This is a genomic window from Streptomyces caelestis (genome assembly GCF_014205255.1).
Taxonomy (GTDB): domain Bacteria; phylum Actinomycetota; class Actinomycetes; order Streptomycetales; family Streptomycetaceae; genus Streptomyces; species Streptomyces caelestis.
Genome location: NZ_JACHNE010000001.1, coordinates 18,141 through 38,035, shown reverse-complemented (window position 1 = coordinate 38,035; position 19,895 = coordinate 18,141). Strand labels below are relative to the sequence as shown.

The window sequence follows — 19,895 nt, the reverse complement described above, 5'->3', positions numbered from 1 at the left end:
CCGGACGGTGGATTACCGGCGCCCGGCAGGGGCCGGCGCCGTGTGCGGCGCTCCCCGGCTCAGCCGAAGTTCACGTCGCTGCACCACATGTAGGCCTGGTCGAGGTGCGAGGCCTGCCAGATCACGAACAGGATGTGGTGTCCGGTGTAGCCGGAGGTCTGGACGGGGAACGTGATGTTCTGCGCCGGGGCGAAGCGGCCGGTCTGCGTGATGAAGTCGAGGTTGCTCCAGCCCAGGGTCTGGGTCTTGGGGTTGAAGCCCTGCTTGCTCACGTAGACCTTGAAGTAGTCGGCACCGTGGGACGCCTGGTCGTACAGGTGGACCGAGAAGTTGTTGCCGACGGTGGTGGTCTTCCACTGCCCGGGCTTGTTCAGGCTGGCGTTCCTCGAGAGGTTGTTGCTGCAGAGCGTCCCGTCGGGGGTCCGCGCCTGGAACTGGCCACCGAGGCCGTCGCGGAGCGCGCTCATCCAGTTCCACATAGTGTCGGGGTTGGCCTGGAAGGCCTGCCAACACATGGGGTCTTCGGTCTGCATGGCCGGGTTCGTGTGGTTGCTGCCCCATGTCTTCCAGCACTGGTACGCGCGGGAGGCGGGGCCGACGACGGTGCCGTGAGCCTGGGCGGGGGCCGACCAGGTGAGTGCGCCGACAACCACGGCGAACAGCATGACGAGCGCCTGGAGAGGCCGGCGGAGGGACGACCGCGAACGCGCGGCTAACGGACTCTGTTTGCGCATGTGGGGGGACTCCTTCCAGTTACAAGGCTGTCATGGGAGCGCTCCCAACGGTAGGTCTTCTGAGTGAGATGTCAATGAAACAAACGGAGTTGATTACAGGGGTGGGCGGCGAGCAGGGAATCTGCCGTGAGCCGGAAGTCAGAACCGTTCCCGGGACCGGAAAGCGAGGGTGCAGCCTGGACTGGTGTGTGGGGCGATGCCAGGGAGGGGCCGGGCAGAAGCGCTTTGCCGCCAACGATCAGTAATCACCCTGCTCGCCGCCCAAGCGCCGCGTCTGGACCGCGCTCTGAAGAAGGTCACCAAGCAGGGCGGGGAGGCGGTCCTGATCGACGGGGCGCTGTCACGTTGGTTGACCGGGTGGGATGATCTTCTGATTGATCGTGCTGGAGGGAGCTGTCCGTGGGGGCCGTGTCGCCGTCGTACAAGGGGCACCGGTACCCGGTCGAGGTCATCTCCCACTGCGTGTGGCTGTACCACCGCTTCCCACTGTCGTTCCGCGAGGTCGAGGAGCTCATGCTCGAGCGCGGAGTGACCGTCTCCTACCAGAGACGGTGCGCCGCTGGTGCGCCAAGTTCGGGCAGCAGTACGCAGGCGCGCTGCGCCGCCGGCAGCCTCGGCCTGGGGACAAGTGGCATCTGGACGAAGTCCTCATCAAGCTCAACGGCGAGCAGCGGTACCTGTGGCGGGCCGTCGACCAGGACGGCAACGTGCTGGACATCCTGGTGCAGAACCGCCGGGACATGGCAGCGGCCAGGCGTTTCCTGCGCAGGCTGATGCAGAAGACCAGTGCGGTGCCGCAGGTGATCGTCACCGACAAGTTGCGTTCCTACAGCGCGGCCCACCGCGAGGTCATGTCCTCCGTCGAGCACCGGCGGTCGAAGTACCTGAACAACCGGGCGGAGAACAGCCACCAGCCGACCAGGCAGCGCGAACGGGCGATGAAAGGCTTCCGCTCCATGGGCGGAGCACAGCGGTTTCTGCCCGCGTTCAGCGGCATCTCGCCCCACTTCCGGCCCCGCCGTCATCTGATCCCCGCATCCGACTACCGAGCCGAGATGACCGTCCGCTTCGCGATCTGGGAGCAGATCACCGGCGTCGCCAACCTGCCCACCGCGCCGTAAACACACAGCCAGAACCCGACTCCACCACACCCCGGCACACCGTCAGACACCCTCACACCCAACAACGTGACAACGCCCGTCGCGCTGCTGGTAGGCGCGGAAAAGGTCACCGAGTTCGATGAGTTCGTCCCGCAGGGCGACGGGCCGCAGATCGTGGGGGATGACCCGCTGGGCGATCTTCGCCTGTGGTGGCGGCGCCGCGCAGGTGCCGAGCGGGGAGCCGGGACCGGGCCGGCGGCGACCTGGCGGTCGGAGAACTGCGGCACGTCCGTGCCCGTGGCGACAGGGGCCGGGCGGTCCTCAGCCTTGGAGGCCTGGGATGTGGCTGCGGTCTTCGCTCCAGGGGTGGCGGCCGCGCACCGGGAGCAGCACTCCATGGCCTGCCACCAGCGGCCTTCCCGGTCGGTGATCACGGCCAGGACGACCGGACCGCCGCACCTCCAGGGTTCTGCCCGCGCGTGGCGGCCGGTGTCGGGCAGGTGGGTGTGGCAGCCCTCAGCCCTGCACGCGCAGTACGCCCCGGCCCTTGGGGCGGGGGCGGCGCGCAGGTGGGCCTTGAGATGGGCGATGGCGGCCGCACGGCCGGCGGCCGCGGACGGCAGGCGCTGGTCGGCGCAGGCGGGGCGGCTGCACGAGATGCGTACCGCCGCGCTGCCCCGGTCGGCGGCGTCCAGACGCACCGTCCAACGGCGTCCTGGCACCCGTTCGTCCAGCTCGCTCACTGCGGCCTGCGTCATCCCGGCCTTCCTCCCGTCCCGTGTCTTTCGATGCTCGCTGCTCCTTCCCGCCGTGCCGGGCGGTGTGCGGGCGGCGAGGCCACCGTATGCGGCACACGGGCGAAGGCAGATGAACTCAGGCCTGTTTCGGAGCGTGTGGTTGGGAAGCGGCCCGGTCAGGACGTGCGCGCCTGGGCGGGTGCGCCGTCCAGGGAGTCGAGGAGCTGACCGAAGGTGATCTTCTCGTCGTCGTAGTCGAAGGTCATGGCGGCGGCGAGTGCCTCCCACCGGTCGGTGCTGCGCCCGCAGTGGTCCAGCAGGATCTTCAGGGCGACTTCGGGTTCGTGGCGGGCGAGGATTTCGTCGGCGGGGATCTGGCGCAGGTGCTCCAGGGTGCGGTAGCGGGACTTCACGACGGCGCGGTAGACCTCGGAGCGGGAGAGGATCTCACCGGTGGCGGGGGAGTCGAGCCAGGACTGCAGGACGGCCGCGGGATCGGGGTGCTTGCCGAGTTCGTCGTCGTCCAGCAGCCGCACCACACCGTCGTCCTCGTCTTCGGGTACCGGGACGGCGGCCGCCGCGGCCAGGAACCAGTCGGGGCCGCCGGCCTTCTCGGCGATCCAGGCCAGTTCGGCTGGGTGCAGCCCGTTCAGGACGTCCGTGACGGCAGCATGCGGGGTGTGCGGGTTGGCGGCCAGAGTGGACAGTGCCTGGACCCGGCGGTGCTCGTAGTGGCGTTCCAGGAGCCGGGCCGGGCGGTCGTGGTCGGAATCTGTGTTGTCGATGATGCGGATCAGGGTCCGGCTCGGCGTGGGGGAGACGACGGCCGGCTGATCGAGCCGGGCGAGCTGGGCGCAGGCCCCGGCGAGGTGGTCGGGGTTGGCGCTGAGGAGGGCCAGGTCCTCGGCGAGTCGTAGGACGCGGCCGTCGAACTCGTGGTCGCCCTCCTGCTTAGCAGCCCAGATGAGCAGCTGGCCGCGGGTGACGAGAGCATCGGCGGCCGCGTGCAGCTGGTCGGCGGCGAGGTCGGCCAGACGCGGGTTGCTGCGGACGCGGTTGGCGATGTGGTGCAGGGTCCGGCGGGCGGTCACCTGCGGGTTGGGCAGATCGGCCAGCTCGGGCAGGCACAAGGCCGGAAGGCAGGCGAGCAGCAGATCCTCGCTGAGAGCGGGAGCCGGGTCGGCGGGGAGTTCCTCGCCATCCGGGTCGGCGGCGCGGAGCCGGGCATCCTCGAAGGCCTGCGTCTCGGCCTGGTCCAGCAGCAGGTGCTGGACAGCCGCCCCGAACACGGGGTGCGCGGTGAGCTGCGCCCACCGCTGGGGGCATCGGGCCAGCATCGCCCAGGCACTGTTGTCGCCCAGCTCCAGCGACCAGTCCTTCAAGAACGAGGACACCGTCTCCCAGCCCTCTTCGGGCTCCGGGTGAAGCAGGTACGCGGCGAGCGGCGTGAGGCAGGCTTCCAGGACGGCGTCGAACAGTTCCTGCGGCACGGGCGGGGCCGGCGCGGCGCCCTTGGTGCGGGTGTAGCGGTCGGGATCCCAGTCCCGGACCACCTGTTCCACCTCGTGGCCGGGGAGGCGGGGCAACAGTGTGATTGCCGCCTCGACCTGGCCGGGGTGCAGTGCCAGCGCAGAGACTAGCCCGGCCCAGACCCGGCGGTGCCGCAGGATGGCGGGCACGTCGGCGGCGGTCACGATGCCGTCGGCCGCCAGGGCGGCCAGCGTCTTCTCGTCGGCCTGCACCAGGAGCTGGCCCCGCAGGCGCTTGGCAGAGGTCCGGGCCAGCAGCGCGGGCAGCGCGGCCTTGAGGACTTCCTCCCGCCACCGGTCGGCCTGGGCGTCGAAACCGTCCGGCGTCGTCGCCGGGGCGCACAAGGCCCCGATCACCGTCTTGAGTGCTTCCTTGGGGAGGTCCTCGCGCATCGCGAGATCCCGCCACAGCGGGTACGTACGGGCATTGACCATCCTCGGATCCCCTCCCACACCTGACCCGGCGTCACTGCCTGGTCGCCATCCGTTGAACGACCGTACGGTGCACCTGGGCCCGAGCGGGCGCGATCCATGAAGTCGCTTCGCCTTCATGCGCTGACCTGGGCCATGCGAGGGCGCGGCGGGTCAAGAGTGCGGGATGAGTTCGGGCATCGAGGAGACGGTGGTGTGCGGCCACATCACCGCGTCAGGGACCCGCCTGTGACCGGCGTGGCCGTGTTCTGCGCGGTGGGCCGCGTGGACGCGGTCCAGGAGGACGGTGAGGGCAGCCGGCTCAAAGGTCGCTCGGTGGCCTTCGGTCAGTTCGTGGATCAAGGCGCTGATCCCTATGCAGCTGAAGGTGCGGTGGGCGTAGTCGATCGCGGCGAGCACCAGGGCCTGGCAAGCGGTCATGTTGACGGCCGCCACGGTGCTCAAGGCCCGGCGGGTGAGGTCATCGTCGTCCAGGGTGAGGCGGCCGCAGTCGCAGAACCCCATGCGCTGGGCCAGAGCGAGGGATTCCTCCTGTGGAAGGAGGTCTGCGATGGCGTCGACGGCAACGAAGCCGAAGTCGATCGCGACCTGGTAGGCGTGATGGCACACGGTCGGGTCGGCGGCGAACTCGCCGGTCAGCGGAGCGTGCGGGCGGGTGACAGCTGGCGGCCGCGGCGCGCGACGGCGAGGGCGTGAGGTCGGCATGCCGCGTTCAACAGGCCCGACGCACGGACGGACACCGACGCTTCCCCCACTTGGCGTACCGCGTCCGGCTGCCCGGCTCCATCCCAGACTGGCTTTGTTCACGATTCGTGACGTCGGTTGTTCACGAGTTTGGGAGGCACCCCGATGCACGGTCGAGCGATGTTCAGGAGTTTTGACAGCACCGGGTTACTTGCCAAAACAGCATCGGAATGCTCCTGGTGAAGGCCCCTGGTCCCGCTACCGCAGGGCCTTTCTCGCAAGCGCACTCAGGTCGCAGCTCCCAGTCAGGAAGGCGAATCTCCGCGGCATGCCCGGGTTCCGGCGTGATTCGAGGGGGCGGGACACGCGCCGCCTGGCCAGGTCGGCCAGGTATGCGGGAGTCTCCCGCGTTGTGTCTCCGGCGCTCTTGGCCTCGCGGGCGGCCTTGTAGCATGCGACGAGCGACTCCAGCAGGAGGACGGTCCTGGGGTGCACGCCGCGGGGGTCGTGTTCGGCTGCCGTTAGCCAGAGCTCCAGCAGCTCCGCCACGGTCCCCGCGACCGCCGGCTGGGGCCGGTTGGCCAGCAGATTCAGCGCGGCGATGAGATGAATGTATGGATGGATGCCCCGGGCTGCGCTGAACGGATTGACATGCCAGGAGCCCTGGACGGTCGCGCGCTCCTCCGCGGTCGGCGCCGCCGGGTCTGTGGTGGTGCCGCCGGTCTCCTTGATCCAGAAGGCCAGCTCCCAGCGGAAGGCCGCGAGCGATCGTCGTACGATCCACACTGCCGCCGCGGTCCCGGCGGCGCCTGCGTCGCGCAGTTCGGCCAGGACACCGTCGGAGAGGTTCTGCCAGGAGTCGCTGCCGAGCTCGTACTCGTCCCGCAGCCTGAGGACCAGCTGGGCCGCATCCTCCTCAGGCGGCCCGGGGTACTGAGAGTCAGCCTTCAACACTTCTCGGTCATGGAAAGCGTGCACGTTTGATCGCATGATCTGTGCCTACCAGACGCCGGGCGCCGGCACAGCACGTTCGCCGTTACCTCCCTGCATCCCAACCACCAAGCCGTTAGCCATGGAGGTCAAACACTCACTTCAGGTGAGACGACAGATCTTCGTCGGTGACCGCGCTGCTATTTCTCGTGAACATCCTCGAGTCTCAAGATCCGCAACTGCCGTCCAAACTGACAGACAAACGCTGTCACTTGAAGTGAACGAAGCCACGGTGCCGATTGTGGCGTACGCGTCGGCGCGGAGGACTTCCGCAAGGGCTCATTGGACCAGTTCGATGTGGGGGTGGGACGGGTCGGCCGGGCAGGCGTGGAGCTGGAGGCTGGAGCCGCGGGCAATCCCGATCAGGGTGAAGTTCGCGGGCGGGATGCCGAGGAGGAGTGGAGTCGGGTTCGTCCGCTCCTCCTCGGGGGCCCAGCTGTCGCTGCCGGCGTCCCATTCGAGGGTGGCGATGGTGAGGAACGGGAGCGCCTCGGTGCCGCACTCCGGGCAGCGGCGGGACATGGGGTCGGAGAGGCTCCAGCGCGACCAGCCACCGGTCTTCCAACCGGGCGAAGTGGACAGCTCCTTCTCGTAGAACTCCTGCGGGCCGGCGGGGCGGGAGCCGTCCCACCGGCTCGGGTCTCCCAGCTCCTGCCGCAGCTCCTTGTCCAGCTCCATGAAGGCGGGGCACTCCGTGATCTGTTCCGGTGCCAGCAGGGACGGCTCCGGAAGATAGCCCTGGGACTTGATCGCGGGCGGTTCGGGCGGCGTGTCCAGAACGTCGGTGACGGTGCTGGCGGAGCGCCAGAAGACCGCGGTACGGGGGTGGGTCGGGTGGTCGAAGGGGCACCAAAGGACCTGGAGGAGGTCGATGCCGGGCTGGCTGAACGGGAGGGGGACGTCACAGGCGTACATCTGGGCGACAGGGAGCAGGGGAACCGGGCCCTCGGGCCAAGGGCGGCCCTTGAGGATCCGCTTCTCGGTGGCCAGTTCCTCGGGCGTGGGCCGGGAGGCCGGGCTGCCGAGGTGCCGCCGACTTGCTATCGCCGCGTGGGTATGGCGGAGGAGCCGGATGTCGTCCGGGGACAGAACCCTGCGCGTCGCACCCCTCTCGTGTGGTCCATCACAGTGCGGCCACGGCTCGTCGGCGGGCCACAGCAGCGGCCCGCCGACGGAGCTGTCGTGCACGGTCGGCGACCCCGGCCTCGGGTGCAGCCGGGTCGCCGTGCGCGCCAGCGGGGCCAGTTGAGGGAAGAGCACGGTCACGTCGACCGGCCGCGGCGGGGTGGTACGGATGGCGGTCATAGCGGTGATGCTGCCAGCAGCATCTGACAATGGGTGCACCGATCCACATCAGCTGACACCACACAGCTTCCCTGAGTCAGCAGGCAGACCGGAGGAAGATCCCGGCAATATGGAGTCCGGCCAGGTGGATGGTCGCGGTCTTCTCGTAGGGCGTGGCGATGCCGCGCCACTGCTTCAGGCGGTTGATGCACCGTTAGACGGTGTTGCGCTGCTTGTAGGTCTCGCGGTCGAACGCCGGCGGTCTCCCGCCCCGGCTGCCCCGCCGCAGCCGATGGCCACGTTGATCTGCTGGCACGGGGATCACCGCACGGATGCCGCGATTGCTCAGGTGATCCCGGATCGCGCGGGAGGAATACGCCTTATCGGCCATGACTACGTCCGGCCTGGTTCGGGGCCGTCCGCGGCGACGCGGTACAAGGAGGCCGGCCATGACGTCCATGAAGGTGGGTGCGTCGCCCGCTTGGCCACCGGTCAGGACGAACGCGAGGGGACGACAGCGGCCGTCGGCAGCAAGATGGATCTTCGTTGTAAGTCCCCCCGCGCCACCGGCCGATGGCGTGGTCGTGCGGCTCGGCCGCTGAGGCCCCCTTTTGCGGGCCCCAGCGGCGTGCTGATGAGCGCGCACGATTGTGGAGTCAACCGAGACGACCCAGTCAAGCTCCTTGTCGGCGCCGGCCTGGGCCATCAGCGCGGTGAACACCCGCTCCCACGTGCCGTCGACCGCCCACATGCGCAGCCGGTTGTAGACGCCTCGCCAGTTCCCGTATTTCTCCGGCAGGTGGACCCACTGCGTTCCGGTCTGGAACTTGAAGGCGATTGCGTCGATCACCTCACGATGATCCCGCCACCGGCCACCCCGCTTCGGAGTCCGGTCCGGGAGTAACGGCTCGATCCGCGCCCATGCGCGTCGGTCAACGGCACACCCGGACCAACGACCGGCTGATCCAAACGAAACTGCCTAATAGTGCTTCGTTACGTTGTGTGATCTTCCCTGGTGGTGGGCATCGTTCTGGTATGAGGTTGGGGGAGGTGGAACGGCTCCGGGGTGAGTTAGCGGAGTTCGTTGCCGATGCGTTCGCCTCGCTGCCGCGGCGGGATCAGCGGCGATGGGGTGCGTGTTATCTGCGTGGTCTGATGCTGGACGGCCGGCGGAAATCGATCCAGCCGATGGCCGAGCGGCTGCCGGACGGGAACATGCAGGCCCTGCAGCAGTTCGTGAACCAGTCGCCGTGGGATCCGCTGCCGGTGCGGCGGCGGATCGCCGAGCGGCTGTCCGAGGTGATCACGCCCGAGGTGTGGGTGGTGGACGACGTGTCGTTTCCCAAGTGCGGCACCGCGTCGGTGGGGGTGGCCCGGCAGTACTGCGGGGCGGTCGGGAAACGAGCGAACTGCCAGGTCGCGGTCAGTGTCCATGCCGCCACCGACACCGCGTCCTGCCCGCTGGACTGGCAGTTGTATCTGCCGCGCGAGTGGACGGATACGCCGGAGCGGTGCCGCAGGGCAGGAGTGCCCGACGAGGTGGTGCACCAGGAGAAGTGGCGCCTGGCGCTCGGCCTGCTCGACACGCTCGGCGAGTGGCAGCTGAAGGCGCCGGTCGTGGTCGCCGATGCCGGCTACGGCGTCAGCACCCCGTTCCGGCTCGGTCTTCAACAGCGCGGGCTGTCCTATGTGCTGGCGCTGACCGGGAAGGAAGTCGCCCACCCGGAGAATGCCGAGCCGCACCAGCCCGCTTACGGCGGGCTCGGGCCGCCGACGCTGCCCCGGTATCGCACTGCACCGCGGGCCGTCTCGGTCCTCGCAGCCGAGGCCGGTGCCGGCCGGTTCACCGAGGTGACATGGCGCCAGGGCAGAAAGGGCGCGATGACCTCACGGTTCGCGGTCCTGTCCGTGCGGCCTGCGGGCAAGCAGGCCCTGGCCGCAGCTCAGGAGGCGGGCGGCGGCCGCAACCGGTGGGACGGCGTCCTGCCCACCCAGACGCTCCTGGTCGAATGGCCGGACGGCCAGGGCACTCCGACCGGCTACTGGATATCGAACCTGCCCGCCACCACCCCGGTCGCCGACATGGTGCGGTGGGCGAAGATGCGCTGGCGGATCGAGCACGACTACCGCGAACTCAAGCACGGCCTGGGACTGGACCACTTCGAGGGCCGCACCTGGCGCGGCTGGCACCACCACGTCACCCTCGTCACCGCCGCCCAGGCATTCCTCACCCTCCGGCGGCTCGACCCAAAAGTCCGCACACCGGCCTGACCCTCTACCAGGTCCTCGACCTCCTCCAGGACCTGCTGAGGTGCTGGGCCGGTGAATGCACCACCTGCGGACGCCCCCTACCCACCCCGCGCAGCCGCCGCAGACAGCCCAGAACCTAACGAAGCACTACTAAGAGGTCCTAACAGAAGTTGTTGATCAAGTGACCATCGGGCTTGTCTGCTCGTTGGTCGGGTCGTGGGGAAACGTCAGTCGCGGCCGTGGATCGTGTCGGACGAACTGTGGTCGCTCATCGAGCCGTTACTGCCCGAGCCGGGGCCGAAGCTGGTGGCGGGCCGGCCGCGAGTGCCTGACCGGCAGGCCCTGTGCGGGATCCTGTTCGTGCTGCACACCGGCATCCAGTGGGAGTACCTGCCGCAGGAGCTGGGCTTTGGTTCGGGTATGACGTGCTGGCGACGCCTGGCCGCCTGGAACGAGGCCGGCGTGTGGGACCAGCTGCACTTGGTGCTGCTGTAGAGGCTGCGGTCGGCGAAGCAGCTGGACTGGTCGCGGGCGGTGATCGACTCCTCCCACGTGCGGGCGGCCCGCAGAGGCCCAAAAGCGGTCCCAGCCCGGTCGACCGCGCACGGCCGGGCAGCAAACACCACGTCCTTGTCGATGGCCAGGGCGTCCCGCTCGCTGTGTCGCTGACCGGCGGGAACCGTAACGACGTCACCCAACTCCTGCCCCTGCTGGACAAGGTCCCACCCGTGGCCGGCGTCGTCGGACGGCCACGCAGACGGCCGGACATGCTCTTCGCCGACCGCGGCTATGACCACGACAAGTACCGGCGGCTGCTGCGGAAACGCGGTATCCGGCCCGTGGTCGCCGAACGCGGACAGCCGCACGGCTCCGGCCTGGGCATCTTCCGCTGGGTCGTCGAACGCACCATCTCCTGGCTCCACGGCTTCCGCCGCCTGCGCATCCGCTGGGAAAGACGCGACGACATCCACGAAGCCTTCCTTGGCCTCGCCACCTGCCTCATCACCCACCGACACGTCCAACGCCTTTGTTAGGACCTCTAAGCGACCAGCGAGTTGTAGAGCTCGGTCATTTCAGTCTTGAAGGGGGGCGCGTTGAGTTCCTGGGCGGCCGGGATCACCCGTTCGCGAAGAAAGCGGTCGTGATGTTCCGCAGACTCCCAGACATCGACAACCTGCCAACCGCCTCCCTCCAGCGGTGCTGCGTAGTGGGCGATCATCCCACTCGGCAGGTTGTTAGTGTCAGGAATGACCTGGTCGATGGTCGCCTGGTAGAGCTCCTGGGTCCAGTCAGGGCTGTGATGATACGCAAGGATGGGCATCCCCAGCCCTCCTTTCTTGCTGGTCGGTCTTTGCTCACGACGCTAGGTATGTGGGCTGAGGGCCGCGACCGGTGATACTCCAACCAGCGCGCTGCCGCAGCACGGGGTTACGGAGTCGCAGATGATCCGACCCGGTCACCTCACCGCCCACCAGACCGCACGCGTCCTCGGCTCCGACCGCGCCGGCGTCCGCAAGCTCGTCCAATGCGGCCAACCCGAATGGTGGGTGTACCCAGGACTGTCGGATCAGCTGGCCGTCGCCACCGCGGTCTGCAGCTCGCGCCGAGGCACGCTTGGATCAGCCGGCCTTTCTCTGAGCTTGTTCTTTATGGTCTGAGCCGGTTTCGTTCGGTGATGCTCTCGGGGCGTTTCACGGTCTTGCCCACGTCGTAGCGGGTGGCGGGCCGTCGGTTCTTCGAACAAAGCGGCCGTCCAGGTCCGGGTGTTGAGGGTTTCGGCGCACGGGCCGGACAGTGCAGGTGCGGGCGGAGGTTCCGAAACCCCCGGCGGACTCGGGCCGGGGTGAGCCGGCCGGGCTCGGCATGCTTCTCCCACGGTCGCCGCAAGTCGGCGGCGGCCCCGCGCAGAAGGCGGATCTGAGTGTGCGCGGCGATGATCAGCCAGGTCCAGCGCTCGCCGGCCGCGGGGGTGCGCAGCTTCGGACGGGTCCACCCGAGGGTCTGTTTTCATCAGCCTGAAGAGGTGCTCGATGTCGAACCTCCTCAGGAACGCCTGCCAGCGCACGTCGACGTCCTCGCTGTTCAGGCCGGCGGCGGACGCAGAGCCAGAGCGGGAGCGGGTCGCCTCCGCTGGGCAGGCGGTCGACCTGGAGGCGGATCAGCGTGCCCTCGATGATGGGGAGTTCGCCGGTGTGGTCGATCCAGGCCGAGCGCGTGGTCAGGCGGGGGTGGATGCGGTCCCAGGCCCATCGCGCGGGCGGTGCCGTACCGGTCGGTGACCTGCGTCGTGGCCGCGTCCGGCTCGCCCCAGGTCTCCGGTTTGGCGAAGCGGAACTCCTTGCCGTGCTTCGGCGGTCGCCGCCCTGGGGGTAGGAGAGGGCGTACTCCTTGGGGGAGGGCGTCGGCCGTCGCATGACGCGGTCGGAGCGCATCCGTCCCAGCACCTCGACCGGAAGGCCGCCTAGGAGGTGGGCCATGCGCGGGGCGTCGTAGCCGGCGTCGAAGACGATGAGGATGTCGCGGTCGCCCAAGTGCCAGCCGCCCATCTCGATCAGGTCCGTGACCGTCGGGCGGAGCTGGGCGGCGGTGGCCTCGGCGACGTCGCCCTCGGGACCGAGACGGACGGCGTCCAAGAGCTGGCACCAAGACGTCCGGCCCGATTCCAGGGCGGCGACGAAGGAGTACGTCTAGCCGGGGATGAATTGGTCCGAGGACCGTCCGCTGCGACCGTAGACGTGACAGAACAGGCGGTCCGCGCTGGTCGGCGCGTCGGGACGGAGCCAGTTGCTGACGTCGACCGCCAGGACCAGGCGCCCGTCGGCGGCCCGCGGCATCGGCAGACCGGCCAGCACCTGCCGCAGCCGGGGCACGTCCACGTTCCCGCAGCTCAACGCCTCGTACATCGCGCCGTGCCCGCGCCGGTGCTCGGCCACCAGCGTCAAGTCCACCGGCGAGGTCACCGGACCGTCCGCGCACAACAACGCGTCCACGAGTTCGAACAGTTCGTCCCCGCGCACGGTCAGACAGTCGAATAAGCCCTCCCGGAAGCGTGACGCTTGCGCGAACGCTTCCCCGGGACCGGCGCCAGGCAGCAGACTCACCCTCACGGCCTTCGTCTCGATCGGTGCACCTTGGTCGGAGCACATGATCAGGCGAAGGCCGCCTCAATGTCCGGTGAATGCCCAGGTGAGTGATCCAGTTCGAGAGGTCGTTCGACGCCGGGAGCCAGGCACGGGCACTGCTGCCTCAGCTAGCGAGCAGGGCCTGCATCCACTGGTCTTCGCGTTGCTCGATGTATTCGGCGTCGTTTCGCCAGGCGTCGCCGTGGCCTTCAGCCCACAGCCTTGCCCAGGGCTGGGCTCCTTGGGCTGCCTGGTCGCGCAGGAAGTCGTGCATGGAACGCGTACGGCGCCCCAGCAGAGGGACCAACCGACGACGTTCGGGCTCAGCGAGACGGTAGGCGTCGGCGAAGACTCGCAGTCGGTCCGCCGCGTCCGGGCTCTGCCAGTCCGGATGCGCGGACAGCGGGATGAACCCGTGAATCGCGTATGCGACATCCCACAGGCGCGAGCCGGGACCTGCAGCGTCCCAGTCGATGAAGGCCCACTGCGCCTCGTCTGCGACCACGAGGTTCCAGGGGGCCAGGTCGTTATGGGCGATGATGTCACTGCCCTCAGCGGGGATCAGCGTCTGCCACCGCGCATCGGACGGCGGCGTGAAGTTCTGCACGGCGTCGTGGAAGTCCCGGATCAGCCGTGCCACGCGAGCCAGTTGTCGAGCGGGTTCCATCAGCGAGAACCGGTCGGGCCAGACCACATCTCCTGGCATGAAGGTCAGGACCTCACGCCCCTGATGGTCGATGCCGAGTGGCCGAGGTGCCGCGCCGAATCCCACCTCGTGCAGGTGGGCCAGCAGGGCATGCACAGCGGGAGTCCATGGTCCGGCCGGACGGCGAACGGTGTCCCCGACGCGAACGACACCATCACTGACGTTGCCACCGGACAAAGGCTGTTCATCATCGTGCCGCATCGAACCAGTGTGTCGGATCAGCTCGTCATGATCATCCATTAAGGGGGAGCGTCAGAGTGGAGACGGAGGTTAAAGAACAAGCTGAGAGCCTGTTTTCGATCCCGGGTTTTGAGTAGCTTTGTGCCCTAGGCTGGCTGGGTGTCCGAAGACGCCGGGCAGGCTGTGAAGCGTGTGTGAGGGGTGTGGGAGTCGGCTGAGGCCTGGTGCTCCGCCTCGGGCGAGGTTCTGCTCTACGGCGTGTCGCGCCAGGCAGTGGCGTCGTGGCCTGCGGTTGCGCAAGCGGGTCGCTGCAGAACTGGATGGCGCCGGCCGGGCCGAATGCCCCGAGTGTGGGGCTACTTGGGTTGCGGGGATGGACCGCCGTTCGAACGCGGTCTACTGCTCGCGGCGGTGTGTTACGAGGGCCTGGCGGGCCCGAAAGGAATCGTTCGGCGAACGGTCACTGTGACCACAACGCGAACGCACCCGAATCGCATCTTCGATCAGAAGCAGGCCACTTCCGGTCGTCCGTTGTGATCTTTGAGAGGGCGGTTCGTGAGCTGATGTCCCTTTCCGGGTGACGTTGGGGCTGGGACGCTGGTTGTGGTGTTTGATCGGTTACTGCTTGCGGCTGCCCATGAGCAATGCCGAGCAGTTCCAACCGATCATGAGCGGTGGCCGGCTCGGTGCGACCAGGCGAGGGTGATCGCAGCCAGAAAATGAGTATGCGGCTACGCGGCGTCAACCGATCATGTGGGTATGACCGATCAGCTGGCGATCAGTACCTTGACTTTGCAGCACAGGATTCCGGACGACTGGACGGCGGATCCCTGGGCCGAGGTGCGGCCTTTGGTCGGCGGCGTTGACGTCCTGAAGGAGGTCCACCCGGAAGGGGTGGCACTCAGTTGCCGATACTGGACGGGGCCGGCCGAGAGCTGGCCGCTGGCGGTCACGGAGGAGCCCCGCCGGGTAATGATCTCCGAGCCGACTTGCACGGCCGGCTGCTGCGGCGCCCTGTACGTCACCATGCGCCGTGAGGGCGATCGGGTGATCTGGGACGCCTGGGAAAACACCAGCAGTTTTACTGCCGTGCCGCCGGACTTCTGTTTCGATGTGGCCCAGTACGAGGCTGAACTCGTGCGGGCCGCGGCGGACCGCAGTTGGGAAGAGCCTGTGGACACCATTGCCCGGCTTCTCGAGCAGACTCTCTCGGACAGCGGTTGGTTCGAGCGGTGGGGCTGCGTCCTCATGGGCGTCTCGCCGCGACGTGAGGAGCCCGGCCTCCCTGAGGAGCTCACAAGCCTCGAGGGCGTTGATGTTGAGTTCTACCAGGTCCGGGGGCCGGGCGGGCGTACAGATTTCTACGGGTACGAGTTGCTCGTTGCCCGAGGCCAGTCCGTGGAAGAGCAGGTATGGCGACTCGCGACCCACATTCTGGCGGACGATCCTCGGAAGACTGCTGAGATTCAAGAACGCTGAGGGCCATGTGCGGAACGCGCGTTACGAGGGGGCTCTTTGTATTCGTTGAGTGGTTTTTCGTCGCTTGTTGGTGGGGGATGCCTGCGGAATCTGCTGGTGCGCGGCCTGTGGTCTGATTGTCTGGTGGAGTGAGTGAACGCAGGCCGTACCCGAGTGACTTGTCCGACGATCAGTGGTCTTTGATCGAGCCGGTGATCACGGCGTGGAAGGACCGGCACCGCTCGGTCAGCGGCCACCAGGGCGCCTGCGACATGCGGGAGATCGTCAACGGATCCTCTACCAGGGGCGGACCGGCTGCCAGTGGGCCTATCTCCCGCACGACCTGCCGCGGAAGAGCGCGGCCTACTACTACTTCGCCGCCTGGCGGGACGACGGGACCGACCAGGTCATCCATGAGCTTCTGCGCTGCCAGGTCCGTGAACGCGCCCGGCGATTAGAGGACCCGACCCTGGTGGTCCTGGACACCCAGAGTGTCCACGTGGCCGCCGGGGTCCCCGCCGCCACGAGTGGCCACGATGCGGCCAAGCGGGTGCCCGGCCGCAAGCGCGGACTGGCGGTGGACGTCCTCGGCCTGGTCATCGCGGTCGTCGTCCTCGCCGCGAACATCCATGACAACGCCGCGGGCATCGTCCTGCTGGACCAGGTCGCCGAGCACGCCGGCGGAACTGTCCGCAAGGCCCTGGTCGACCAGGGCTTCAAGAACCAGGTCGTCCTGCACGGCGCCGGCCTGGGGATTGACGTCGAGATCGTCGAACGCAACCCGCAGGACAAGGGGTTCGTGCCGCAGCCGAAGCGGTGGAGGGTCGAGCAGGCCTACGGGATCCTGATACTGCACCGGCGCCTGGTCCGCGATTACGAGCACCGTCCCTCCTCCTCCGCCTCCCGCGTCTACTGGGCCATGACCCATGTCATGACCCGACGCCTCACCGGCGCGAACGCCCCCACCTGGCGCGAAGAACGGGCGGTGGCCGCGTGAACCTCCAGCCCTTGCTCGATGCCCTGGACCTCCAGGAAGACGCCGCCCGGGCCCTGGCCGACGACCTCCGCGCACAGATCGACGACCTGCAGACCCGGTTGCGGGAGGCCGAGATGCACCTGGAGCACCTCGCGATCACCCGCAAGACCGTCACCGGCCTTGCCGACCGGCTCCCGGCCGTCGCGCCGGACCTGCCCGAGCACCCGGACTACCCCCGCATCCTCGCCCCCTTCAACCACGTGACCGGACCGCTACGGGCCAAGGACGTTTGTGAAGCCCTCGGCCGCGAACTGCTGGCGAAGAACGTCGAAGGCACCCGGGCCAAGCTGAAACGCCTGGTCAAACTCGGCATTCTCACCGGGGCCGACACCGGCAACCTCGCCAGGAAGCAATAGTCGACGGAACCTCCACCAGCGACCTTGCTCCAACTTCGGCCAGGAACAGACATCACCTCACGAACCGGCCTCTGATTTCCGGCCTGACTCTCGGTTCCAGGAAGCGGGCCGATTCCCGTCACGGTCAAATGCCGTGCTCGGCCTGCGGGTTGGTGGTGAACCATGCCCGAAGAGATCAGGGTTGCCGACAAGGTTGGCAGTGTCAGCGCGAATCGGTACGCCGAGATCGTGGCCGAGCTGCGGAAGCTGGTGGAGACCGCCAGCCGGATCCAGTTCACGGTCGGCGACTACGCGCTCGAAGTCGAGCCGATGCGCGAGGCCGGTGGTCAGGAGCGGAGCGATGCGCTGTTCACGGTCAAGGAGTCGCTGTTCCGCATGGCCGAGGACATCGGCCTGTCCTGCGCGACGGTGGACAAGGCCCGGTGGACCGCGTCGAAGTGGCCGAAGGACCGGCGGGTGAGGGGGTGTCGTTCACGGTCCACAACATCCTGGCGTCTATCGCCAACGACGAGGAACGGTTCGCCACCGTCCTCAACCCGCCGGAGGGAAAGTCCCGCTGGACACCGGACGAGGCGAACCGGCGGGTCGGCAGGCAGGTTGTCAAGCCCGTGACACCGCAGGAGAAGGTCAGCGCGATTCACACCCTCGCCCAGGATGAGGAGGTCGCCGCCACGGTCACCGGTGATCTGCTGCGGCGTCCGGCGGTCGTCGCGCAGGTCAAGGACGAGGACAGGGTCCGGGCGGTGGAGGAACTGACCCGCGAGGAGCAGGTCGCGGCGGCCGTGGCCCCGGACTTCCTGCGCCGGCCCGCGGTCGTCGCCCGCGTCGCCAAGGCGGACAAGGTGAAGGTCGTCGAGGAACTGACCCGTGACGAGCACGTTGCCGCCGAGGTGACCACCGGTCTGCTGCGCAGGCCCGACGTCGCCTTCCGGGCGATGTCGGACGACACCGCCCGCCACCAGGTCAACCACGCCCAGGTCGAGCGGGGCCGGCAGGCCCGCGAGCACTTCGAGCAGACCAGCCCCCTCGCCCCCGCGATCCGCAACATCGACCGGTCGGTGGAGTTCCTGGACCTGGTCACCGCCTGCCACGCGTTCGTCGCCGCGGCCGGCCGGGTCGTCCCGGGCATGCGCGACCGCCAGCTCGGCGACGACGAACGCGTCATCGTCCACGAGAACGTCGCTCGCGTCAGGGCGATGCTGGACTGGATCGAGACCGCGGTCGACACGGGCAAGGTGGACGTCGACGGCGAGCTGGCCCGCCTGCTGCAAGGTGAGTAGGCGATGCCCCGCGTTTCCGAGCGCAGATCGGCCGCCGCCGAGCGACACGCCGACTCCGTCCGGTTCGTGCTCTTCGAGGCCCGTCCGGCCGGTCTGACCTTCGCTCAGCTGGTCAGATCCAGTGAGCTGTCGCCCAGCCAGGCCCGCGCGGGCCTGGCCTGTCTGCCTGCGGGACATCATCGCCGAACGCGGCTGGCCGCCCCTGATCTGGACTAGGACGGACGGCTACAAGTTCTGCTCGAACCCAGCCGAGCTCCAGGCATACGAGGTCGCGATCATCCGGGAGAAACTCACCGAGATCCGCCGGTTCATCACCGGCGCCGTCGCCCCGCATGCCGTCCTGCAGTCGAAGGGACGGTGGATCAAGCACCTGAACACGCAGCTCAGCTCGGTCGAGTCCACGCTCGACGTGATCTCCGACTACATCGACGCCTGACCGGCGGGGCCGGCCCCGCCCTGTCCTTGAGGGGAGGGGAACCGTTTGCCGCGGCGACGCTGCTCCCCTTCCGACACCTGGGACGACGAATGGGCCCTGAGCGAGCCCCTGCTGCCGACACCCGCCTGCGAGACGAAGACGGGCGGCCGGCCCGAGAGGCACCCCCGCCGGGAGATCGTCGACGCGATCCGCTACGTCGTCGACACCGGATGCAAGTGGCGGGCACTGCCCAAGGACTTCCCGCCCTGGCGCACGTGTTACGGGTTCATGGCCCGCTGGGCCGCGGCCGGTGTCGTCGGACAGATCCGTGACCAGTTCCGCAAGCGGATCCGCCGCGAGATGGGCAAGGCGCCCGGAGCGGTCGCCACCGTCATCGACTCCCAGTCGATCAAGGCCGCCGACACCGTCGGCAAGGACTCCCGCGGCTACCAGCACTCGGAATCGCTCATCACCTGGGCCGCGATCACTCTTATGACCAGGCGAATCACCCGCCGAAGCTCCCGCCGGAGCGGACAGCCGGCCTCCCGCGAGGCTCAACGCGACTGATCGTCTCGGCACTGACGGGCAGCAGTGCCACCAAGAGGTCACCGGGCCCGGTCGCGGCCTTGAACACCACTCTCCCACCGCCTCTGAACCCTGTCAGCGACTTCCGGCTGACCCCAGGTTGCACAGCGGGCCAAGTCGATGGTCGCCGGCCGCGATGGTCCGTGAGGACTACGTCCAAGGCCGCAGCCCGCCTGCGCCTCGGGCCTGATCTGTGTACGCAGGACGACGCCATAACGTGCTGCTGGGGTCCAGATCGTCCGCGTAGGGGAGAGAACATGAGCACCGCTTCACCAGTATCGCTGGTCACGGGCGCCAACCGGGGAATCGGTCGGGAGACCGCGCGTCAGCTCGCCGCGCTCGGCCACACCGTCTTGCTGTGCGCCCGCCGTCTGGAGGACGCCGAACAGGCCGTCGCCGACCTGGCCCCCGGAGTTCCCGGCACGCTGCTGCCATACCGACTGGACGTGACTGACGCCGACGACGTCATTACCCTCGCCCGCAACGTGGAGAAAGAGTTCGGGCTCCTCGACATCCTCGTCAACAACGCCGCCATCAACTACGACACCGCCCAGCGCGCCGTCTTCGCCGACCTCGACGAGGTCCGGCGCACCCTGGAGACCAACCTCTTCGGTGCCTGGCGAACCGCGCAGACGTTCCTGCCGCTGCTGCGCCGCTCACCCCACCCCCGCCTGGTGAACGTCTCCAGCGAGTCCGGCTCCCTGGAGCATATGTCCGGCGGAACCCCCGCCTATGGAGTCTCGAAAGCTGCCCTCAACACCCTCACCCGCAAGCTCGCTGACGAACTGCTTGCCGAGCGGATCCTGGTCAATGCCGTCTGTCCGGGTTGGATCGCCACCGACATGGGCGGCCCGGGCGGCGGACCCGTCGAGCAGGGCGCCGCCAGTGTCGTTTGGGCTGCCACCCTGCCCGATTCCGGACCTACCGGCGGCTTCTTCCGGGAAGGCGAACCTTTGGCCTGGTAGGCGGACCCTACTCGGCTGTCGCTCACCGGGCTGAACCGACTCTGCCGACAGG

General features: G+C 68.3%; 12 protein-coding genes and 8 pseudogenes. 10 read left to right on the top strand and 10 right to left on the bottom strand.

Annotation, left to right across the window (positions count from 1 at the left end; all coding sequences use genetic code 11):
- Positions 1–59: 59 nt before the first annotated feature.
- Complete coding sequence (locus tag HDA41_RS00185) at positions 60–734, bottom strand: lytic polysaccharide monooxygenase auxiliary activity family 9 protein (protein ID WP_465269725.1); 675 nt, start codon at positions 732–734, stop codon at positions 60–62.
- A gap of 399 nt (positions 735–1,133) precedes the next feature.
- On the opposite strand from HDA41_RS00185, the pseudogene HDA41_RS00180 reads away from it, so the two are divergent.
- Positions 1,134–1,855 (top strand): annotated as a pseudogene (locus tag HDA41_RS00180) (IS6 family transposase).
- 81 nt (positions 1,856–1,936) lie between these two features.
- Here the strand turns inward: HDA41_RS00180 and HDA41_RS40740 are convergent.
- The 6 genes and pseudogenes from HDA41_RS40740 to HDA41_RS00155 form a co-directional block, all read right to left on the bottom strand.
- A pseudogene (locus HDA41_RS40740) lies at positions 1,937–2,592 on the bottom strand (hypothetical protein); the annotation flags it as partial.
- A gap of 155 nt (positions 2,593–2,747) precedes the next feature.
- Positions 2,748–4,535, bottom strand: coding sequence for a hypothetical protein (locus tag HDA41_RS00175; RefSeq protein WP_184979542.1), 1,788 nt, complete (start codon positions 4,533–4,535; stop codon positions 2,748–2,750).
- 150 nt (positions 4,536–4,685) lie between these two features.
- The gene (locus tag HDA41_RS00170; protein ID WP_184979540.1) at positions 4,686–5,237 is read right to left on the bottom strand and encodes a hypothetical protein; all 552 of its coding nucleotides are present in this window, start codon (positions 5,235–5,237) and stop codon (positions 4,686–4,688) included.
- A gap of 237 nt (positions 5,238–5,474) precedes the next feature.
- Positions 5,475–6,167, bottom strand: coding sequence for a hypothetical protein (locus tag HDA41_RS00165; RefSeq protein ID WP_184979538.1), 693 nt, complete (start codon positions 6,165–6,167; stop codon positions 5,475–5,477).
- A 318-nt stretch (positions 6,168–6,485) separates the two neighbouring features.
- Positions 6,486–7,511, bottom strand: a complete 1,026-nt coding sequence (locus tag HDA41_RS00160; protein ID WP_184979536.1) for a hypothetical protein — start codon at positions 7,509–7,511, stop codon at positions 6,486–6,488.
- Positions 7,512–7,587: 76 nt separating this feature from the next.
- A pseudogene (locus HDA41_RS00155) lies at positions 7,588–8,415 on the bottom strand (IS5 family transposase); the annotation flags it as partial.
- A 110-nt stretch (positions 8,416–8,525) separates the two neighbouring features.
- On the opposite strand from HDA41_RS00155, the gene HDA41_RS00150 reads away from it, so the two are divergent.
- Both HDA41_RS00150 and HDA41_RS00145 read left to right on the top strand, forming a co-directional pair.
- Positions 8,526–9,761: an IS701 family transposase gene (locus tag HDA41_RS00150; RefSeq protein ID WP_184979534.1), complete on the top strand. Its 1,236-nt coding sequence runs from the start codon at positions 8,526–8,528 to the stop codon at positions 9,759–9,761.
- 222 nt (positions 9,762–9,983) lie between these two features.
- Positions 9,984–10,774: pseudogene (locus HDA41_RS00145) on the top strand (IS5 family transposase).
- Positions 10,775–10,779: 5 nt separating this feature from the next.
- On the opposite strand, the gene HDA41_RS00140 reads toward HDA41_RS00145, so the two are convergent.
- From HDA41_RS00140 to HDA41_RS00130, 3 genes and pseudogenes are all read right to left on the bottom strand, one after another.
- Positions 10,780–11,061, bottom strand: a complete 282-nt coding sequence (locus HDA41_RS00140) for a hypothetical protein (RefSeq protein WP_184979532.1) — start codon at positions 11,059–11,061, stop codon at positions 10,780–10,782.
- Positions 11,062–11,387: 326 nt separating this feature from the next.
- Positions 11,388–12,841, bottom strand: a pseudogene (locus HDA41_RS00135) (NF041680 family putative transposase).
- Positions 12,842–12,986: 145 nt separating this feature from the next.
- Positions 12,987–13,769 carry a phosphotransferase enzyme family protein gene (locus tag HDA41_RS00130; protein ID WP_184993001.1) on the bottom strand — a complete coding sequence of 261 codons (783 nt, stop codon included), beginning with the start codon at positions 13,767–13,769 and terminating at the stop codon, positions 12,987–12,989.
- 738 nt (positions 13,770–14,507) lie between these two features.
- On the opposite strand from HDA41_RS00130, the gene HDA41_RS00125 reads away from it, so the two are divergent.
- The 7 genes and pseudogenes from HDA41_RS00125 to HDA41_RS00095 all read left to right on the top strand — a co-directional run bounded on the left by HDA41_RS00125 (position 14,508) and on the right by HDA41_RS00095 (position 19,843).
- Positions 14,508–15,227, top strand: a complete 720-nt coding sequence (locus tag HDA41_RS00125) for a hypothetical protein (RefSeq protein ID WP_184979530.1) — start codon at positions 14,508–14,510, stop codon at positions 15,225–15,227.
- A gap of 128 nt (positions 15,228–15,355) precedes the next feature.
- A pseudogene (locus HDA41_RS00120) lies at positions 15,356–16,203 on the top strand (IS5 family transposase).
- The gene (locus HDA41_RS00115) at positions 16,200–16,598 is read left to right on the top strand and encodes a hypothetical protein (RefSeq protein ID WP_184979528.1); all 399 of its coding nucleotides are present in this window, start codon (positions 16,200–16,202) and stop codon (positions 16,596–16,598) included. Before HDA41_RS00120 ends, HDA41_RS00115 begins: the two are co-directional and overlap by 4 nt.
- Positions 16,599–17,020: 422 nt before the next feature.
- Positions 17,021–17,878 (top strand): DUF6192 family protein, encoded by an 858-nt coding sequence (locus HDA41_RS00110; protein ID WP_376706756.1) that lies wholly within the window; start codon positions 17,021–17,023, stop codon positions 17,876–17,878.
- Positions 17,879–17,881: 3 nt separating this feature from the next.
- A pseudogene (locus HDA41_RS00105) lies at positions 17,882–18,314 on the top strand (RacP protein).
- Positions 18,315–18,359: 45 nt separating this feature from the next.
- A pseudogene (locus HDA41_RS00100) lies at positions 18,360–18,743 on the top strand (transposase); the annotation flags it as partial.
- A gap of 392 nt (positions 18,744–19,135) precedes the next feature.
- Positions 19,136–19,843, top strand: a complete 708-nt coding sequence (locus tag HDA41_RS00095) for an SDR family oxidoreductase (protein ID WP_184979526.1) — start codon at positions 19,136–19,138, stop codon at positions 19,841–19,843.
- Positions 19,844–19,895: the final 52 nt, after the last annotated feature.